Source organism: Desulfoluna sp. CLI2B (assembly GCF_056847375.1).
The window spans coordinates 3,357,725-3,372,670 of the sequence record NZ_CP186557.1 but is presented as its reverse complement, the minus strand read 5'-3'; the positions used below and the strand labels follow the sequence as shown (position 1 = coordinate 3,372,670).

The window sequence follows — 14,946 nt, the reverse complement described above, 5'->3', positions numbered from 1 at the left end:
GGCTTTTTGTTTCATACTTTCCTCCGAAATTAGAATGGATTTTTTCGTCACGCGTTTAGAAACGGGTGACATAAACGACGACGCCCGGAGCGTTTCGCCGGTTGTGCAATGGTTTTATTGGTTCGGATCGCCTTGTTTTGCAGTGGTTGCGATGCCCTTTTACGGTCAGGGACAATGCGTCCATGGTGAAGAGGCAAGGATGTGATTCAGAGATACCAGCGCGTCAGAATAAAACCTTTTACTTTGTTGCGGATTCTTAAGAGTTATTTGCTTTTTTTGTCTTGGCAAACATCTTGGAGGAGGCTGGGGGGAAAGGGGCGGTGTTGCGATGTGCGGCTTGGTGTGTGCGGGTTTTTGTAACTATTCAGCTTATATCGCCAGTGGCTAAACGTTTGCCTGATATCATAAAAATGGGTTTAACAAACAGGCCTTAATCGTTCTTCTTGAATGATGTGTGGGCTTGGTATCGTTTGGCCACGACGTTCAAAAAAATCGAGAAAAATCGACCGAAACGGAGCGCCGCACTCCGGTGCGGCTTTTTAGTCCGTCGCGACCCGCACAGGAGTGCGGGGCTCCAGGGAACAAGGGTGTTCGGGGGGATGTAAACAGGCCAATGGCCAAAGCGCATTGGCAATTTGTTTTCAAGAGGCATACCTTGCCGCCGGAGGCTGTTTTTTTTTGATACACAGTGACAAGGCATTGCTTTGATCTGGTCGTTTTCGCATGAAATATCCGGGCTAACGATATTCTGGATGGGGGGTAAGTGAGGATGTGCGGCTTCTTGGCTGGAGGCGCTTTTGCCGCACCGGAGTGCGGCGCTCCAGATTTTAGGCTCTAAGTTCGAAGGGGGAGAAAATCGAACAGAAAATAACTTGAATAGATAATGTCTTGAAGGCGAATGTGATTTTCCCCGAGGATTCCGCCTACGCCCTTGTCGACGTTTCACCATGCCTCCGCCGTCTGTGGGCTACGGCGCGACAAGCGATGGGGAAAGCACATTCGCAATTTGCTTTCAAGGTGGCTCACCTTGCCGCCGGAGGCATGTTTTTGGTTTTTTTACGTTCTATGTCACGATAAGCACCTGCACATCGCACACATTGGTGTTGGTGGGCCCGGTTTTGAGAAGAGCTTCACTTTGTTCAAGGGCGTTGTAGCTGTTGTTGGTGTCCAGATGGTGCTGGAGGTTGACCCCGGCTTCCCGGGCCACTTCCAGGCCATGGGCCGAGGCGATGCCCCCTGCGGCGTCGGTGGGGCCGTCGTTGCCGTCCGTGGCCCCGGAGAGGAAGACCACGTGATCGTGGAGTTCGGGGCGGTTTTTGAGTTCGTTGAGAAAGGCCAGGGCCATCTCCTGGTTGCGACCGCCTGTGCCGTCTCCTTTCATGGTCACCGTGGTCTCTCCCCCGGCGATGATGCAGGCGGGGGATGGGGCCAGGGTTCGGTTCCTGTGTTGTTCCGAAGCAATACCCAGGTAGAATTTGGCCGCCTCACGGGCTTCTCCTGTCATCTGGGAGGAGAGAATGATGGCGTTGTACCCCAGGTCCCGGGCCTTGCTGCGGGCTGCTTTCAGCGCCTGGAAGTTGGAGCCGATGAGTATATTTCGGGTCTTCGCAAAGGAGGGATCCGAGGCCCCCGGTGTTTCGGGGATTTCTCCCTTGCTCCCTCTGGTCAGGAAGTCGAGGACCTTTGGGGGCAGGGCGTCGTGGATGGTGTATTTGTCCACAATGGCAACGGCCTGGGAAAAGCTGGACGGGTCCGGGGCGGTGAGGCCCGAGGCGATGGCGTCCAGGTGGTCCCCCACCACGTCCGAGAGGATCAGGTTCAACGAGTCCGCCGGGTAAAGGGCCTGGGCCAGGCGGCCCCCCTTGACCCCGGAGAGGTGCTTGCGGATGCAGTTGATCTCCTGGATCTCGGCCCCGCAGGCCAGCAGCGCCTGGGTGACCTGCTGTTTGTCTTCCAGAGAGATCCCGCTGTCCGAATAGGGGCAGCACATAAGGGCAGACCCCCCGCCTGAGATGAGGTTGATGACCAGCGTCTTTTCGTCGGCATCGCGGCAGAGGGAGACGATGGATCGGGCTGCCTCCACGCTTCTGGCATCGGGGACCGGATGTCCGGCCTCAAGCAGGCGCACGCGGGAGGTGGGTTCGGTGTGGCCGTATTTCACCGCCACCAGCCCGTCGGTGATGCGCGTTTCCAGAACCTGCTCCACGCCCAGGGCCATGCGGGCCGAGGCTTTGCCCACTCCCACCACCAGAATGCGTTTGTATCGGTCCAGGTCGAAGGTGAGGGGCCCGCCATCTGCCTGAACGGTGAGGACGCTTCCTTCAAGGGAGAGTTTCTGGTGGATGAGCCCTTCGGGGTCCACATCGGAGAGGGCGGCCTGGAAGATGGTTTGTGCGTCTTGGATGGTCTGGTTCATGGGTGTGCGGCCTCCATAGTTTTCAGGACTCGGATTTCAGGGCTTTTTTGAGATTTTCAGCATACAGGGGGGCGCCGGACAGGGCCGTAATCTTACGAAAACAGGCGGCCGCCCCTTCGGGGTCCCGGTTTACCTCCATGCGAAGCACCCCCAGGTTGTTGAGGGCCTGGATGTTGGTGGGATCCTTGGCTACAGCCTTTTCAAAGGCGCTTTCGGCCACGGCGCTTTTTTTCTTTGCCATGCAGGCGATGCCCTCCTCAAGGAGGCGCTGAGACTCCTGCAAGGGGGCCATGTCGTTGACGGAAGCGAGCAGGGCCAGGCGGTGATCCAGCCAGGGCGCATCCGGGTGGTCGTCGGAGAGAGCCCGGCATCTTTCATACCACGTGATGGCGCTTTCCTTTTTTCCCCACAGGTAGCCCAGGTCCCCAACCCCGCACCATGGCTCATGCCGTTTTTGTTAACATCTTCTCTAAAGGCCACCTCGGCCTCCTCAAACCGTTTGAGCCCCATAAGGCACAGCCCCATGTTGTAATAGGCTCCCGGGGTATCCGGGCAAAGGGCTGCAATCTTACCGAAGTATGTCAGGGCCTTTTCATAGTCTTGCAGCACAAAGGCGTTGAGGGCAAATCGTTTGTAGAAAAACAGACGAATGAATGTCATGCCTTATCCTTATCTTTGCCTCCGGCGGCCCTGCCGGGGGCCAAACTTTTGATCCGCCTTCGCCCAAGGGCTGCGGCGCGACAAGAAAGTTTGATAAACAGGTTTTAAAGTCCATTCAGGCGAACCTTGTAAAAAATCGATCCGCCGGTGTCATCACGGTTAACCCAAAGGCCCTTGCGCTTTTTTCAGGTGAACGAAGGAAAAAGCGCAAGGGCAATGAGCTTTCGAGGTGTTTTCGCTATCGTGGCTTCGCCACCCTCGCCGCCGGAGGCTACAACATGACCATGGCCAGGGCCTGGATCACGGTCATGGCCACGATGCCCTGGATCAGGGTGACCCCTGTCTGGCACTTGTAGGCCGTGGAGGTGTCCATGTCCGAGAACTGGGAGACCACCCAGAAGTAGCTGTCGTTGGCGTGGGAGACGGTCATGGATCCTGCTCCGATGGCCAGCACCACCAGCACCTTGGCCAGCTCCGAGGTCATGCCCATCTGCACCATGAGGGGGGCCACCATGGCCGAGGTGAGGATCATGGAGACCGTGGATGCGCCCATGGCGGTCTTGAGGAGCATGGCGATGATAAAGGGAATCAAAAGGCCCAGGTGCATCTGGAGCAGGGAGTTGCTCAAGACGTCTGCCAGGGGCAGCTCGCGGAGCACGAGTCCCAGCGCCCCGCCCGCGCCGGTGATGGCCAGGATGGAGGCCGAGTGGTGGATCCCTTCGGAGATCCAGGCAAAGGAAGCGCCCTTTTCTTCTTTGGGGATCAGGCTGGTGGCCAGAAAGACCCCCAACAGAAGGGCGGTGACCGGGTTGCCCAGGAAGTCAAAGAAGGTCTTTACCACACCGGAGCCAAAGGGGGCGGCGGGAAAGTCGGCAATGGACTTCAAGGCAATGAGCACGATGGGCAGGACAATGGGAGAGAAGCTGTGCACCGCCCCGGGAAATTGTTCTTGCACTTGTCCAGGAGGTCTTCAAGGGAGACCTCGGGACTTGCCGCGATCTGGTATTTCACCGCCACTTTCATGGCGTAGATGTAACCGGCCAGCATCACGGGAATGGAGACAAGAAATCCCATGAGGATCACCAGGCCGAGGTCCGCCGAAAGGGTGCCTGCCATGATGATGGGGCCGGGGGTGGGGGGCACCAGGCAGTGGGTGGCGTAGAGGCCTGAACTAAGCGCCGTTGCCATCACCGCCAGGGAGATGCCCGACTTTTCCGCAAGGGCCCGGCTGATGGGGGAGAGGACCACAAAGCCGGAGTCGCAGAAGACCGGGATGCTGGTGACATACCCGGTGAGGCTCATGGTGAGGGGCGCTCTCTTTTTTCCCACCAGGGCCAGGATGGCGTTGGCCATGGTGAGGGCCGCGCCGGTTTTTTCTAAAATGGTGCCGATGATGGTACCGGCGATGATCACGATGCCGATGTTGCCTAAGATCCCTCCAAATCCTTTTTTAATCACCCCGATGGTTTTGTCCACGGGCAGGCCCGCCAGGAGCCCCACAAAATACGCTGCCAGAATGAGCACGATAAACGGGTGCCATTTGAACTTTGAGATAAGCACGATCATGCCCACGATGGCGACAAAAATAATACCGAACAGAAACAAACCGCTTGCCATACTTCAACCTCCCTCATCACCCGGGGCGTTACCCGATCCTCAGGGAACTCCCCGTTCTGTTGTGAAAAAAACGACCGTCCGCCTTCTCAAGGGCTGCCATGGCCTTGGGGCCGGTGCAGTGGGACACGCCGATGGCGGCGCATTCCAGCCCCTTGAGATAGGAAACGGTCGAAGTCATGCGTCGGTCGTCGGCCTCAACGAGGTGCGTTCCACCGACCACCGCATAAATCGTTTTGTGAAGGCGAGCTTTCACCGTGTCGATCATGTTCATGATCCCCGGATGGGCACAGCCCAGTATCAGCACAAGGCCCTTGTCGGTTTCCACGGCCACCATGAGCTCATCGGCAAAAGTGTCGTGGACGAGCTGCCCTGATTCCTCGAACACAAAGCGGGTGTTGGCCTGTTCTTCGGGGTGGGTTTTGTCGAAATCGGAGATGACATAGACACCCGGGGAGATCTCATCCACGCCCGGGGCTGCGAACCGGATGCTGCCCTTGGACGCTTCCACCTCGGCCCGTGTAAACCCGTTGCCCAAAAACTCGGTGCGCGCCCCGTCCGTGCTGTATTTTGCCCGGAAAAAATGGGGGTGCACCACCAGCTCCACCTCCTTGCGCCGAAAGGGGCTCTTCAGGAAATGGGGGACGCCGCCGCTGTGGTCGTAATGCCCGTGACTCAAAATGATGGTCTGGGCGCGGAAGGGGTCCAGGTTAAGTTGTTTGGCGTTGTTCAGGAATGCATCGGATTTGCCCGTATCAAAGAGGAAGCTCTGCCCGTCTTTTTCGATGAGAAATGAAAGACCGTGCTCACAGGTCAGCCCCAGGTGCTCTCCCTGCCCATTTTCTACGAGAGTTGTAATGACTACGCCCATCGGTACTCCTTTTGCGGCCCGGGTGTTATCCCTGGCGCTGCATGTAATCCAGAATCTCTTTTTCTGCGTTCTCCAGGTGTGCCGTCATCACCTTTTCGGCGCGTTTTGGGTCCCTTGCCTTGATGGCATCAAAGATCGCCTTGTGCTCGGCAACGGTGCGCTCGGCCCGTCCCGGAATATTCAAACTGGAGATCCACCCTTCGCTCAGGCTCTCGGCCATGGTCTTCATCAGGATATACAGGGGGCGGTTCCGGGTGGATTTGGCCAGGGCCAGGTGAAAGATCCTGTCTTCCTCAATGATCCCCTCCCGTGTTTCCGAGGCCACCTGTCGGGAAAAGGCGTCCAGGGTGTCCTCCATGGCTTCGAGGTCTTTTTCATCGGCCTTTTCCGCAGCCAGGGACGCGGCTTTGGGTTCTAAAATCCGGCGCATCTCAAAGTGGTCCCGCAGGTCCGCCTCGTTGGATTGCAGCCAGGCTGCAAAGGTGTTGACCCCTTTGCTGATGGGGTCGCTCACAAAGATCCCTTTGCCCTGGCGGACCGTTACCTTGCCCGATATTTCAAGGATGCGAATGGCCTCGCGCACCGAGGCCCGGCTCACATCCAGTTTTTTGGTCAGCACGTTTTCGGAATAGAAACGATCTCCGTCGGAGAACCCTTCATCCCGGATCATCCTCTGGATTTCGTTTACGATCTGCTCTGACAACCTGGCTCGTTTCATGGGGGCTCCCATTTTCTGTTGATGGATGAACTTGTATACTTGTCGACTTGTCAGACAAGTTAAGGCTACCACCCTCAACGGCCCCCGTCAAATGAAAATAACAGGATTATATTCGGGGGATAGGGCTATAGGGGAGAGGTTACCGTAACCCTTTGATGTTTCGAATCGGCCATGGCGTTTCCTGCGTTTGGCGTCCCTTCATACCGTATAATGAGCTCGTTTGATGGTGCGCAAGCACACCCTATGGGGTTCCATGACCGGATGCGATGGAGGCAAAGGTAGGGTGCGCTTGCGCACCGCCGAATCTCCGAGGTCGGTGATGAAATCTATTGTACCGGGAATTTTCTTATCTCTCGCACGTGTGCCGGGAAGTACCGGTTCATGCAACGCGTGGTCCAGGTTGAACAATCCCGATATTTTATGCGTCGAGCGTACCCCTATTCAAGGCATCAGAGCTGCAGATGGTGTGGTTAACCTCAACGTTCTGCTAACTCGGCAGGTGGGCGCAATCAACTGGCTCAAAAGGTGAGAAAATTACAAAAAAATCAATAAATTACATCTTCTGTGTCTGAGGCTGTCGTTTTTCGTGAACTATCCGGTTAAGCCTCTTCCACCAGACAGGCGTTGTGTTTCAGGCGCTCTTTGTTACGCATTTAGTCAAACCGCCAGGGTTGGAAAGCGGACTGAAAAATACCTCCTTGCAATTGTTCAATCCAAAGAGTAAGAATTTACCAGTTTGACGAAAAGCAGGCAGTCGTCTTTGGGTTGAGCATTCAGCTGAATGTTTAAATATAGTAGCATAACCACAAAGGTAACATTGTTAATAATGAAAAACGCCAATTGCTCGTGTGCGACTGTCCAAAAATGCTTGAAATATAAGAATATGCGACAAAATCGTCCTGTATTCCGACATGATGCAGATTATGGGACAAGGCTGTCGGTTTTTCCCTGTGAGAAGGTGTTATGGGACAGATCGGTTCCCAATAAATGGAATACGGGACATGATGGTCCCATATTCCCAGGGATTGATGGAATATTAGACAATAATGTCCGTATTTCCCTCTGAGAGGGTGTTATTGGACAAAATTGTACACTAATAATTTTTAAGCCTGAGGAATCTATGAACTTAAGTGCATACTACAAATCTTTATCTGATGAACTAATATCGCTCAAAGATCGAATCCGGTACATAATCCAAGGTGACCATTGGCAGACAGACGGTGAGTGGAAAGAAAGTGTATTGAGGTCCGTTTTAAGGAGACACTTGCCTTCATCAATAGAAGTAGGGTCAGGCTTTGTGATTTCCCCAACCGCTCGCACAGAGGACAAATGGATTCTATGAAGCTGCATCCCCGGTAATATTTAAAGAAGGAGACTTAGCTTTTGTTCCAACAAATGCCGTCCGGGGTATTATTGAGGTTAAATCCAAGATTCCAAGTGTCTCTTTTTTGATAGAAGCCCTTACAAAACTATCCGACAAGGCAGAATTTGTAGCAAAGAATACACCTGACGACTTTGAGAAACCATTTGTTGGATTGTTTGCATATGAAAGTTGCAATATCAGTGCTGATCGGATTGGAGAGTCTTTATTAATCGCATCTCAGAAAGTAAACTCTAACCCAGAAGACCGAATAGTTAATCATGTTTCAATTAATTGCAGACAGTTCTCAAAGTACTGGCCCAAAAATCCGACAGAGCCCTTTGAAGAGAGTTATCGTAAGTGGCATATGTATGATTTACCAGAGAAGTCTTTTGGATACTTCATTCAAAATGCGGTCCATTCTTGTTCCTCTAATAATTTGTTAGGAGACTCTAAGTTGTGGTTTCCTAATGAGGGGAAAGAGCCGTCATTGACCGAAGTTACGGCATTATTATCAGAGCTTACAAACTGATGGCTTAACAAGTTGCTAAACTCGGACCGGGCTATGCTGCCCGCTCCTCCAGTGTTTCCGTAATTCAAACATTTTCGCTTCCAGGCCGGTGTTGCTCTGCGCCGCCCGGCCGGTTAGCTTTGCGTTATGTGCCCGGTATTAAATATGAAGCCACTAATATTAAGTTTCGATTGCGTTGATTATGACCCTATTGACTTATGGGTTCCTGAAAATTGTTATGATGTAGATTTTTGGATGAATTTCACTATCGGCTACGATCAAAGTGGCGGTAACAATTTCTTATTACATGTTGTTTCTCCGACTAATTTACAGGGGCCCGAGTCTGATAAATATGCAATTGTTCTTACCGAATATAGCTGGAATTTGGTTTTAGAACGAGTCAACAATATTCTTGAGAAGTGTCATGGGGATAACTGGGCCGAGATATCAGAAAAGTTATCAAAGCACATGTATTGGGAATTTGAGAATTACAAACCGTGAAGCAAGTTTTAGTTGCTCAGCACATAACAAATCATTACACCGGATCGGGCTACAGCTGTACTTCGCTGAGCGCTCTCGGTTTTCGTGCAATTTTGGCATATTCACCGCTGTCGGCCTACGCCGCCCTCACCGGTGAATTCAAGCGTTCGGCATTTTTTAGGTACGATATAATTTCTATGAAAGCTAAAATATTTAATTCATATAGAATTCTTCAGAATGATTTAGGCAGAATTGATGCGTCATTTGCATACATCGAACTATGTTTGAGATTCTTTTCGGAATGCGCTTCACATTCTGAAAGCCCAATTGAATTTACCAAAGAACAATCTGAAAAACATTCGATCAGAGTTAATTTACTCGACGATAAAGATTCACAAAAGAGTGTTTACGGTTCTGCAATTATTTCTATTCACTCTGAATGGGATGGTTTCTTATCTAATTTGATTGATGAGCTACCTTCATTTAATCAACCGGTTATTGATAAAAGCCAAAAAAGAGATGGAGAATCGAGACTCGATTTCTTTTTTAACTCTCTTAAGTCTAATGGTATTGGCATCAAAGCAAACTTGCCAATTATTTTAATTGATCTCTGTGAATACTTACGACTCCTTAGAAATCATTTCGCACATAAAGACAAAGTTATTGGAAAACGATGTAAAGACATATTCAATAAAATACAGAAAGTTGAGAACCTACCAGACAAGTTTGGAGACTTAAAATTATCAAAAGAGTGTGGTGATCTAAAATTTGATGATGTACTCATTCTAACTATAGCAGTTAAAAAACTTGCCGAAGAGATATGTAATTTTTTAGCACCAGATCCAGATTTTTTACTCGATCACCCAGAAACACAAAAATTTATAGAAATGCAAAAAATCACCAAAAGAAAAGTCACAAAATCCAGCATACAATTATTCCTTTTCGATAGGTTTGCTCTTGACAGAAAAACAGCCGAAAAGTTAGTAGAAAACCTAAATGAGGCGTTGGTGTAATGGTTGCATACCCCCTCGATGTACCCTTGAGCTATGTTCGAGGGTAGATCAAGGGCGAGGTGTTGGTTCGATTCCCGCCGCCTCCACCAGTTATAAGGCCTGTTAAATCAGGTGGTTAAGATAGTCTAAAAGCACCGTTTTTAAGCAATGTGGCGTAAAATGTGGAAGTTTTACGAGGGCCACGCTTAAGAGAGGTGCTTTTTTGCGTACATGTCTTCAAATTTCCCACCGTCATCCTTCCTCAGCGCCGGGATAAACCGGGCATACACCGTGTAAACCATCGTGAGATCCGAGTGGCCCAAGGTTTTGGCCACCCATCCGGGCTGTTCCCCTGCTGCCAGGGCCCAGGAGGCGAAGGTGTGCCGTATCTCGTACATCCGGCGGTGGGCCATGTCTGCGCGCTGTTCGGCCCTCTCCCAAAGCTGGCGCATCTTATCCTGGTTGATGGGCCTGCCTGCCATGTTGAGGAACACATACTCACTCTTCAGGTGAGCCGTGAGCTTCTTCTGGCGCTCCAGGATCTCCCACATGGCCGGGCGAAGCTCGATGCTTCGGCGGCTGCTCTCCGTCTTCAGGTCTTCCTTTTCAAGCCCCTTTACCCGGCTCAATTCGATCTCGATGTAATCGCCATCGATGGCCGACCATTTCAGGGCCACCTGTTCCGAAGGCCTGAGTCCTGTGTTGACGGCAAACTCAAAGTAAGGCTTGTACCAGGGCCGAATAAATCCCATCAGCTGCTGCCACTCCTCCATGGTGAAGGGGTTGACCTTGGATTTTTTCCGCTTGGGCATCTTCAGCGTGATGAACGGATCCGGCATGGCCCATTCATACTCGGCAAAGGCATCGGCCGTGATGGCTCTAAGCGGGATGAAGACGTTGTTCAAGGTGCTGGCCGCAAGCGGTTTGCCGTATCGGTTCCGCATGCCGGTGAGATGCGCCAAGAACCGCTTCATGGTCATGATTTTAAACTCTGAAAAGGGCATCTCCCCGAAGTAGGGCAGGAGATAGAAGTCCGCGATCTTCTGATAGTCGCGGATCTTTCCCACGGTCATGCCCGGCTTCATCTCCTTCATCCACTTGTCAAAGTAGCTGCCGAATGTGATCTCCTCCGGCGTTGTGTTCAACGTGCGCCCTTCCAGAAGGGTGAAGTGGTCCCTTTTCTTGCTGTACGGAAAGGTGTAGGCGAACTCGAACTCCCCTCCCGCAATCTCCACATGGATCTTGTCCAGGAAGAGTCTCAGCTTCTTGCGGTTCTCTTTGGTGTCGGCAAGCCCGGAGGGCTCCCTCACCCGTTCGTTTTTGTAAAAGAAATAGACGTAGAGTTTCCCGCCTCGTTCGTAGACCGACCCTTTCTTGTTCTGATTCAGCTTGTCCCGCTTCCAGTCTTTCTTTTTCTGGTTGGGGAAGTCGATCAAAACGGCTTCGTTTCCTGTCATGTTGTATCCTTTCGTGCCACCTCCTTTCATCTGTATCAGCAAGACGATACAACACGGGGAAGGGCGATGCCAATTACATATTGATGAGGCAGCCTTCGGGCCTGGGAATGTTTTTGGTCCGTTTCTTAGGCGGTTCAGGTTTCGCATGAAGGCGTGCCTGGATCGCAGGCCAGTAAAAGAGCAGCACACCGGATATGCGGATGACTTCCACGCCCTGCTCAAATTTCCCGTCGCAGTTCCAGTTCAGGATGGTTTTGTGGCTGATCCGAAACACTTCGGCCAGCTCTTCTGCCGTCAGGTAATCTCTCTTCAGCTCTGCAACCAGTTTTTCGTTGATTCGCGCCACTGTTTTTCCTCCTTACGTCCTAACGTGCATTTTAATCTCCAGAGTGTCTCCAGATTACGGGTGCACGCAACCCGTAGTGAGTTCGTATCTATCTATTCAACTTTCGCTTATGAGGTTGAGCTGGTTTTTCCTTGCTGCCTGTAAAGTTGACAAGTTGGTATAGGTTTTATTAGCTTGCCGTTGCGTCTAACTTTTAACTTTTATGATGTATGGTGGTTTAAATGGGATTGCTCGATAGTTTGCAAAAGCTAATCAACGAACACGGAAGCAGTACGATCCTCCGGGAGCGGTTGCTCCTCATCAAAGAGGAGTCGGACAAGCTCACGAATTATTGTCGCCATTTGAAGATGGAACTTGCCAAGTGCAAAGAAGAGAACAAACAGCTTCGAAAGCAGCTTGAAGCCCAGGCGGTTACCGAGCAATTTGTTGAGTACCGAGGGGCATTTTTTAAACGCCGGTCTTCGGGTGCATATGATCCAACGGTTTATTGTCCGATGTGTCATGTGCCTCTGGGGTCCATGGAAGGCTTTTTTCCGTATGCGTGTGATCGATGCAATATCGAGCTTGATTTTAATGGCAATCAACTGCCGCAAATTTTGAAAGAATTGTCTGAAATAGAGTGACGGTTTCTTTCGCCCCTCCACCCGTTTCTCATTGATTCGCATCACCCTGTCCTTCCTCAATCTCTCACGCACATGGGGTCCCGGAGCAGTTCCTCCAGGGCCTCGTTCATCGCTTTCTTTGTTTTATGCTTGCTCACCAGCTTCCAGCCGCCGGTGTGGCTGAGTTCCTTAATCGCCTTGTCGTAGTCCAGCGTCCGGAAGATCCGAAAGCCAGCATTGAGGAGCTTGACCCGGCAGGAGCCGGTGAGGTTCAGGGGCTCTTCGGATCCGGCCTCCTGGTTCATCATGGACAGCGCCATGTTCGGGATCCTTCAAGCTCCGTTTTCAGGTCCCGAAGGGCCAGGACCAGGGCCGCGGATTCATCCGGCTTGCATTCGGTCAGGTTCACCTTTCGGATTTCGTCCGTCAGCTTCTCCACCCGGGTTGTGGCCCTGGTTGCTTTGGAGATTTTCGCCTTGGGTTGCTTCGGCTCATCCGTTTCGTTGGTTTTGATACCTGTGGCCTGGTTGAATGCCGCCTCCATGGCCTCGGGAGTCTCCATCCGGGAGATGGCGATGAGGGCCCGTTTCGAGATGTCTACGCGTAGACATTTTTCCCGGATCGTCTCCGGCAGCTTGTTCAGGCCCAGGGTTTCGGTGATGTTGTTGCGGGACTTGCCCACAACCCGGGCCAGGTCCTGGTGGGTGTACTTAAACTCCTTCTGCATCCGGGCGTAGGCTTCGGCCTCTTCCATGGGCGTGAGGTCCTGCCGGAACATGTTTTCAATGAGGCCGATCTCCGCCGGGCTGCCCGTGGTGACGTAGCAGGGCACCGTGGCCTTGCCTGCCAGCTTGGACGCCCTCCATCGCCTCTCACCGCCTCCGATAAAGTATTGGTCCTTTTCCACGAAGATGCATAAGGGGGTGATGACGCCCTGGTGCCGGATCGACTCGGCCAGGGCCTCCAGCTCCTCCTGGTTGAACACCTGCCGGGGCTGGTACGGGTTCGGTTTCAGGGCATCCACCGGCACGTTGAGGAAGCTGCCCTGGGGCAGAAGCTCATGGGATGAGGTGCCGGTTTCCCCGCCGAACCCGGCGGCGATCTTCACCTTTTTGTTGGCTCCGAGCTTTTTCATAAGGCCAGGTACTCCTCGGTGAGAGCGGCATAGTCTTCGGCCCCGATCCCCTTGGGCGCGAATTGAAAAATGCTCTGCTCCTCGATGGCCGCCTGGAGCAGGGGCTCTGTTTTACGGATCTTTGTCCGGAGCAAGATCTCCCGGTATTGGGACAATTCGCCTTCCGCCCATTCATTGGTGCGGGTGGTGGTGGTGCGGTACATGGTGACAAACAGGCGCACGGTCTTTCCGGCAAGGCCGATTTCCGCGATCTTGTTATGGATGTTGGCGATCCCGCCGATGGAAAAACTCCCGTAGTCGCAGGGGATCAACACATGGGTGGCCGCCACCAGGGCGTTGATGGTCAGCAGGCCCAGGGAAGGGGAGCAGTCCAGGAGCACGTGGTCATAGTCCAGCCCCTGGAGGCCCTTGGCCAGGCGGGACTCGGAGAACAGCTCCGGGATCAACAGATCTTCAGCACGCTTCAACGTCTCGTCCGCCGGGAGCAGATCCACATGGCCGCCCAGGACATCCTTCACCACCGCCTCGGGGATCCCCGCCTCCTGGTGGAGCACATGGCTTGTTGGTAGGCACAGCCCGAGCAACACCGCGCCGGTGAGGTTCGCCTGGGGATCCAGGTCCACAAGGAGAACCCGTTTTCCCGTCTGTGCGAGCCCGGCGGCCAGGTTGATGGCAGTGGTGGTTTTGCCCACGCCTCCTTTTTGGTTTGCGATGCAGGTGATGTTCATCTTTTCAGCTTTCCTTTCTCCACAAGGCTTAACGCCTCCACGGGCACATATCCGACCTTTCCAATCAGCCACGCCACATGTCGATTGCCGGGCAGGCATCCGATCCCTCGGATGGTGTAGGTCTTGCCATCGTCGGGGCCGCCGATGACGGGGTGGTATCGGACAGGGTCGTTTTTCTTAAAGATGGGGTGAGGCTTACCGAGTAGGGTTGCCGATGTTTTCCGTTTTTTAGAGGCTGTAAGGCCCGATTTTTCGAGCTTCATGGCTCTCCTGATTTTGAGCGCACTTCACCCGTGGCGGGAAACGCCCTTAAATTTACCAGTTCATTGTTTGAATGCTTTTTTGTGTTTCTTAGTTAGTAAAAATGTGATAACTGCATTTTTGTTATGTAAAATTATGAAAGGAGGTGAATACAAATGGTTGTGAAACTTGAAAAGACTCGAAAGCTTAAGATACTTGCTCAAGCTGTTGAAATTACGAAGGCCTTTTCTGGTGGGGGGCATCAAATTAATGCCACTCCAGACTTCGTTCTTAAAGAAACCTATGCCCGGCTCATAGAAATAGTGGAATCAATAGAAAGCGAAGAATAGACTATTGTGGCCCTGTGCAGTAATTTCATGGGGCCATACACCTAAAGTTTTAATAATCCGCGGAGTGTTTCTTTTATGCATCCTTCCTTGGCTTTAGTTAAAAGCTATTCAAGCCTGTGAAATGCCAAACTAATATGAATTAGTTTTATTTTTGAGCCAAATCGAGAACTGCCTTACATTGGGTTCATCTTGCATTTGTTTCTCCTGTACTGGCAGCTTTGTATTCATCACCGTAAAGTAACTTGTAGATCACTGTGATTCGAAAATTTGGTTGCTGGTTGCTGGTTGTGTTTAATAATAGAGCTCATTGCTCTATATGTCAAATATATTAAGCTTATTGTTCGATATCGATTTAAGTTTGGAATTTATTTGTTGCTGTTTTGTTAATGATAACGGGGTGATATGGTTGAGCGTTATTTAAGCGTATATTTATAGAGAAGCGTTGGTTTATTTGATGGGTTCTATT

General features: G+C 51.9%; 17 protein-coding genes. 5 read left to right on the top strand and 12 right to left on the bottom strand.

From position 1 onward, the window contains the following. Positions 1-1,063 precede the first annotated feature (1,063 nt). The 6 genes from ACOYW2_RS15960 to ACOYW2_RS15935 all read right to left on the bottom strand — a co-directional run bounded on the left by ACOYW2_RS15960 (position 1,064) and on the right by ACOYW2_RS15935 (position 6,279). Complete coding sequence (locus tag ACOYW2_RS15960; protein WP_482767131.1) at positions 1,064-2,416, bottom strand: glycerate kinase type-2 family protein; 1,353 nt, start codon at positions 2,414-2,416, stop codon at positions 1,064-1,066. A gap of 22 nt (positions 2,417-2,438) precedes the next feature. Beyond that, on the bottom strand, positions 2,439-2,657 hold the full coding sequence (locus ACOYW2_RS15955) for a tetratricopeptide repeat protein (RefSeq protein WP_482767130.1): 219 nt from the start codon (positions 2,655-2,657) through the stop codon (positions 2,439-2,441). Between the two features lie 690 nt (positions 2,658-3,347). Next, on the bottom strand, positions 3,348-4,007 hold the full coding sequence (locus tag ACOYW2_RS15950; RefSeq protein WP_482767129.1) for a GntP family permease: 660 nt from the start codon (positions 4,005-4,007) through the stop codon (positions 3,348-3,350). Then, a complete protein-coding gene (locus ACOYW2_RS15945; RefSeq protein WP_482767128.1) occupies positions 3,959-4,693 on the bottom strand; it encodes a GntP family permease in 735 nt (244 codons plus the stop codon). Before ACOYW2_RS15945 ends, ACOYW2_RS15950 begins: the two co-directional genes overlap by 49 nt. A gap of 28 nt (positions 4,694-4,721) precedes the next feature. Then, positions 4,722-5,561: an MBL fold metallo-hydrolase gene (locus ACOYW2_RS15940; RefSeq protein ID WP_482767127.1), complete on the bottom strand. Its 840-nt coding sequence runs from the start codon at positions 5,559-5,561 to the stop codon at positions 4,722-4,724. A gap of 25 nt (positions 5,562-5,586) precedes the next feature. Further along, positions 5,587-6,279 (bottom strand): FadR/GntR family transcriptional regulator, encoded by a 693-nt coding sequence (locus ACOYW2_RS15935; protein WP_482767126.1) that lies wholly within the window; start codon positions 6,277-6,279, stop codon positions 5,587-5,589. 1,448 nt (positions 6,280-7,727) lie between these two features. Here ACOYW2_RS15935 and ACOYW2_RS15930 point away from each other — a divergent pair. The 3 genes from ACOYW2_RS15930 (at position 7,728) to ACOYW2_RS15920 (ending at position 9,643) form a co-directional block, all read left to right on the top strand. Beyond that, positions 7,728-8,171 (top strand): hypothetical protein, encoded by a 444-nt coding sequence (locus tag ACOYW2_RS15930; RefSeq protein WP_482767125.1) that lies wholly within the window; start codon positions 7,728-7,730, stop codon positions 8,169-8,171. A 126-nt stretch (positions 8,172-8,297) separates the two neighbouring features. Continuing rightward, a complete protein-coding gene (locus tag ACOYW2_RS15925) occupies positions 8,298-8,651 on the top strand; it encodes an Imm8 family immunity protein (RefSeq protein WP_482767124.1) in 354 nt (117 codons plus the stop codon). Continuing rightward, on the top strand, positions 8,648-9,643 hold the full coding sequence (locus ACOYW2_RS15920) for a hypothetical protein (RefSeq protein WP_482767123.1): 996 nt from the start codon (positions 8,648-8,650) through the stop codon (positions 9,641-9,643). Before ACOYW2_RS15925 ends, ACOYW2_RS15920 begins: the two co-directional genes overlap by 4 nt. Before the next feature lie 185 nt (positions 9,644-9,828). On the opposite strand, the gene ACOYW2_RS15915 is transcribed toward ACOYW2_RS15920, so the two are convergent. Then, positions 9,829-11,079, bottom strand: coding sequence for a tyrosine-type recombinase/integrase (locus tag ACOYW2_RS15915; protein ID WP_482767122.1), 1,251 nt, complete (start codon positions 11,077-11,079; stop codon positions 9,829-9,831). Between the two features lie 73 nt (positions 11,080-11,152). Then, a complete protein-coding gene (locus ACOYW2_RS15910) occupies positions 11,153-11,425 on the bottom strand; it encodes a hypothetical protein (protein WP_482767121.1) in 273 nt (90 codons plus the stop codon). Between the two features lie 221 nt (positions 11,426-11,646). On the opposite strand from ACOYW2_RS15910, the gene ACOYW2_RS15905 reads away from it, so the two are divergent. Then, on the top strand, positions 11,647-12,048 hold the full coding sequence (locus tag ACOYW2_RS15905; protein WP_482767120.1) for a hypothetical protein: 402 nt from the start codon (positions 11,647-11,649) through the stop codon (positions 12,046-12,048). A gap of 56 nt (positions 12,049-12,104) precedes the next feature. Here the strand turns inward: ACOYW2_RS15905 and ACOYW2_RS15900 are convergent, their stop codons facing one another. Genes ACOYW2_RS15900 through ACOYW2_RS15885 form a run of 4 tightly spaced genes read right to left on the bottom strand, consistent with a single transcriptional unit; the run spans position 12,105 to position 14,153 of the window. Beyond that, positions 12,105-12,347 carry a hypothetical protein gene (locus tag ACOYW2_RS15900; protein WP_482767119.1) on the bottom strand — a complete coding sequence of 81 codons (243 nt, stop codon included), beginning with the start codon at positions 12,345-12,347 and terminating at the stop codon, positions 12,105-12,107. Next, the gene (locus tag ACOYW2_RS15895) at positions 12,332-13,162 is read right to left on the bottom strand and encodes a ParB/RepB/Spo0J family partition protein (RefSeq protein ID WP_482767118.1); all 831 of its coding nucleotides are present in this window, start codon (positions 13,160-13,162) and stop codon (positions 12,332-12,334) included. Before ACOYW2_RS15895 ends, ACOYW2_RS15900 begins: the two co-directional genes overlap by 16 nt. Then, positions 13,159-13,890, bottom strand: a complete 732-nt coding sequence (locus tag ACOYW2_RS15890; RefSeq protein ID WP_482767117.1) for a ParA family protein — start codon at positions 13,888-13,890, stop codon at positions 13,159-13,161. Before ACOYW2_RS15890 ends, ACOYW2_RS15895 begins: the two co-directional genes overlap by 4 nt. Further along, complete coding sequence (locus ACOYW2_RS15885) at positions 13,887-14,153, bottom strand: hypothetical protein (protein ID WP_482767116.1); 267 nt, start codon at positions 14,151-14,153, stop codon at positions 13,887-13,889. Before ACOYW2_RS15885 ends, ACOYW2_RS15890 begins: the two co-directional genes overlap by 4 nt. Before the next feature lie 153 nt (positions 14,154-14,306). On the opposite strand from ACOYW2_RS15885, the gene ACOYW2_RS15880 reads away from it, so the two are divergent. Then, positions 14,307-14,480: a hypothetical protein gene (locus ACOYW2_RS15880; protein WP_482767115.1), complete on the top strand. Its 174-nt coding sequence runs from the start codon at positions 14,307-14,309 to the stop codon at positions 14,478-14,480. Positions 14,481-14,946 lie beyond the last annotated feature (466 nt).

Coding starts and splice junctions, on each gene's coding strand:
- ACOYW2_RS15960 (WP_482767131.1), bottom strand. CDS start 2,416: ATGAACCAGACCATCCAAGACGCACAAACCATCTTCCAGGCCGCCCTC.
- ACOYW2_RS15955 (WP_482767130.1), bottom strand. CDS start 2,657: ATGGCAAAGAAAAAAAGCGCCGTGGCCGAAAGCGCCTTTGAAAAGGCT.
- ACOYW2_RS15945 (WP_482767128.1), bottom strand. CDS start 4,693: ATGGCAAGCGGTTTGTTTCTGTTCGGTATTATTTTTGTCGCCATCGTG.
- ACOYW2_RS15940 (WP_482767127.1), bottom strand. CDS start 5,561: ATGGGCGTAGTCATTACAACTCTCGTAGAAAATGGGCAGGGAGAGCAC.
- ACOYW2_RS15935 (WP_482767126.1), bottom strand. CDS start 6,279: ATGAAACGAGCCAGGTTGTCAGAGCAGATCGTAAACGAAATCCAGAGG.
- ACOYW2_RS15925 (WP_482767124.1), top strand. CDS start 8,298: ATGTGCCCGGTATTAAATATGAAGCCACTAATATTAAGTTTCGATTGC.
- ACOYW2_RS15915 (WP_482767122.1), bottom strand. CDS start 11,079: ATGACAGGAAACGAAGCCGTTTTGATCGACTTCCCCAACCAGAAAAAG.
- ACOYW2_RS15905 (WP_482767120.1), top strand. CDS start 11,647: ATGGGATTGCTCGATAGTTTGCAAAAGCTAATCAACGAACACGGAAGC.
- ACOYW2_RS15900 (WP_482767119.1), bottom strand. CDS start 12,347: ATGGCGCTGTCCATGATGAACCAGGAGGCCGGATCCGAAGAGCCCCTG.
- ACOYW2_RS15895 (WP_482767118.1), bottom strand. CDS start 13,162: ATGAAAAAGCTCGGAGCCAACAAAAAGGTGAAGATCGCCGCCGGGTTC.
- ACOYW2_RS15890 (WP_482767117.1), bottom strand. CDS start 13,890: ATGAACATCACCTGCATCGCAAACCAAAAAGGAGGCGTGGGCAAAACC.
- ACOYW2_RS15885 (WP_482767116.1), bottom strand. CDS start 14,153: ATGAAGCTCGAAAAATCGGGCCTTACAGCCTCTAAAAAACGGAAAACA.
- ACOYW2_RS15880 (WP_482767115.1), top strand. CDS start 14,307: ATGGTTGTGAAACTTGAAAAGACTCGAAAGCTTAAGATACTTGCTCAA.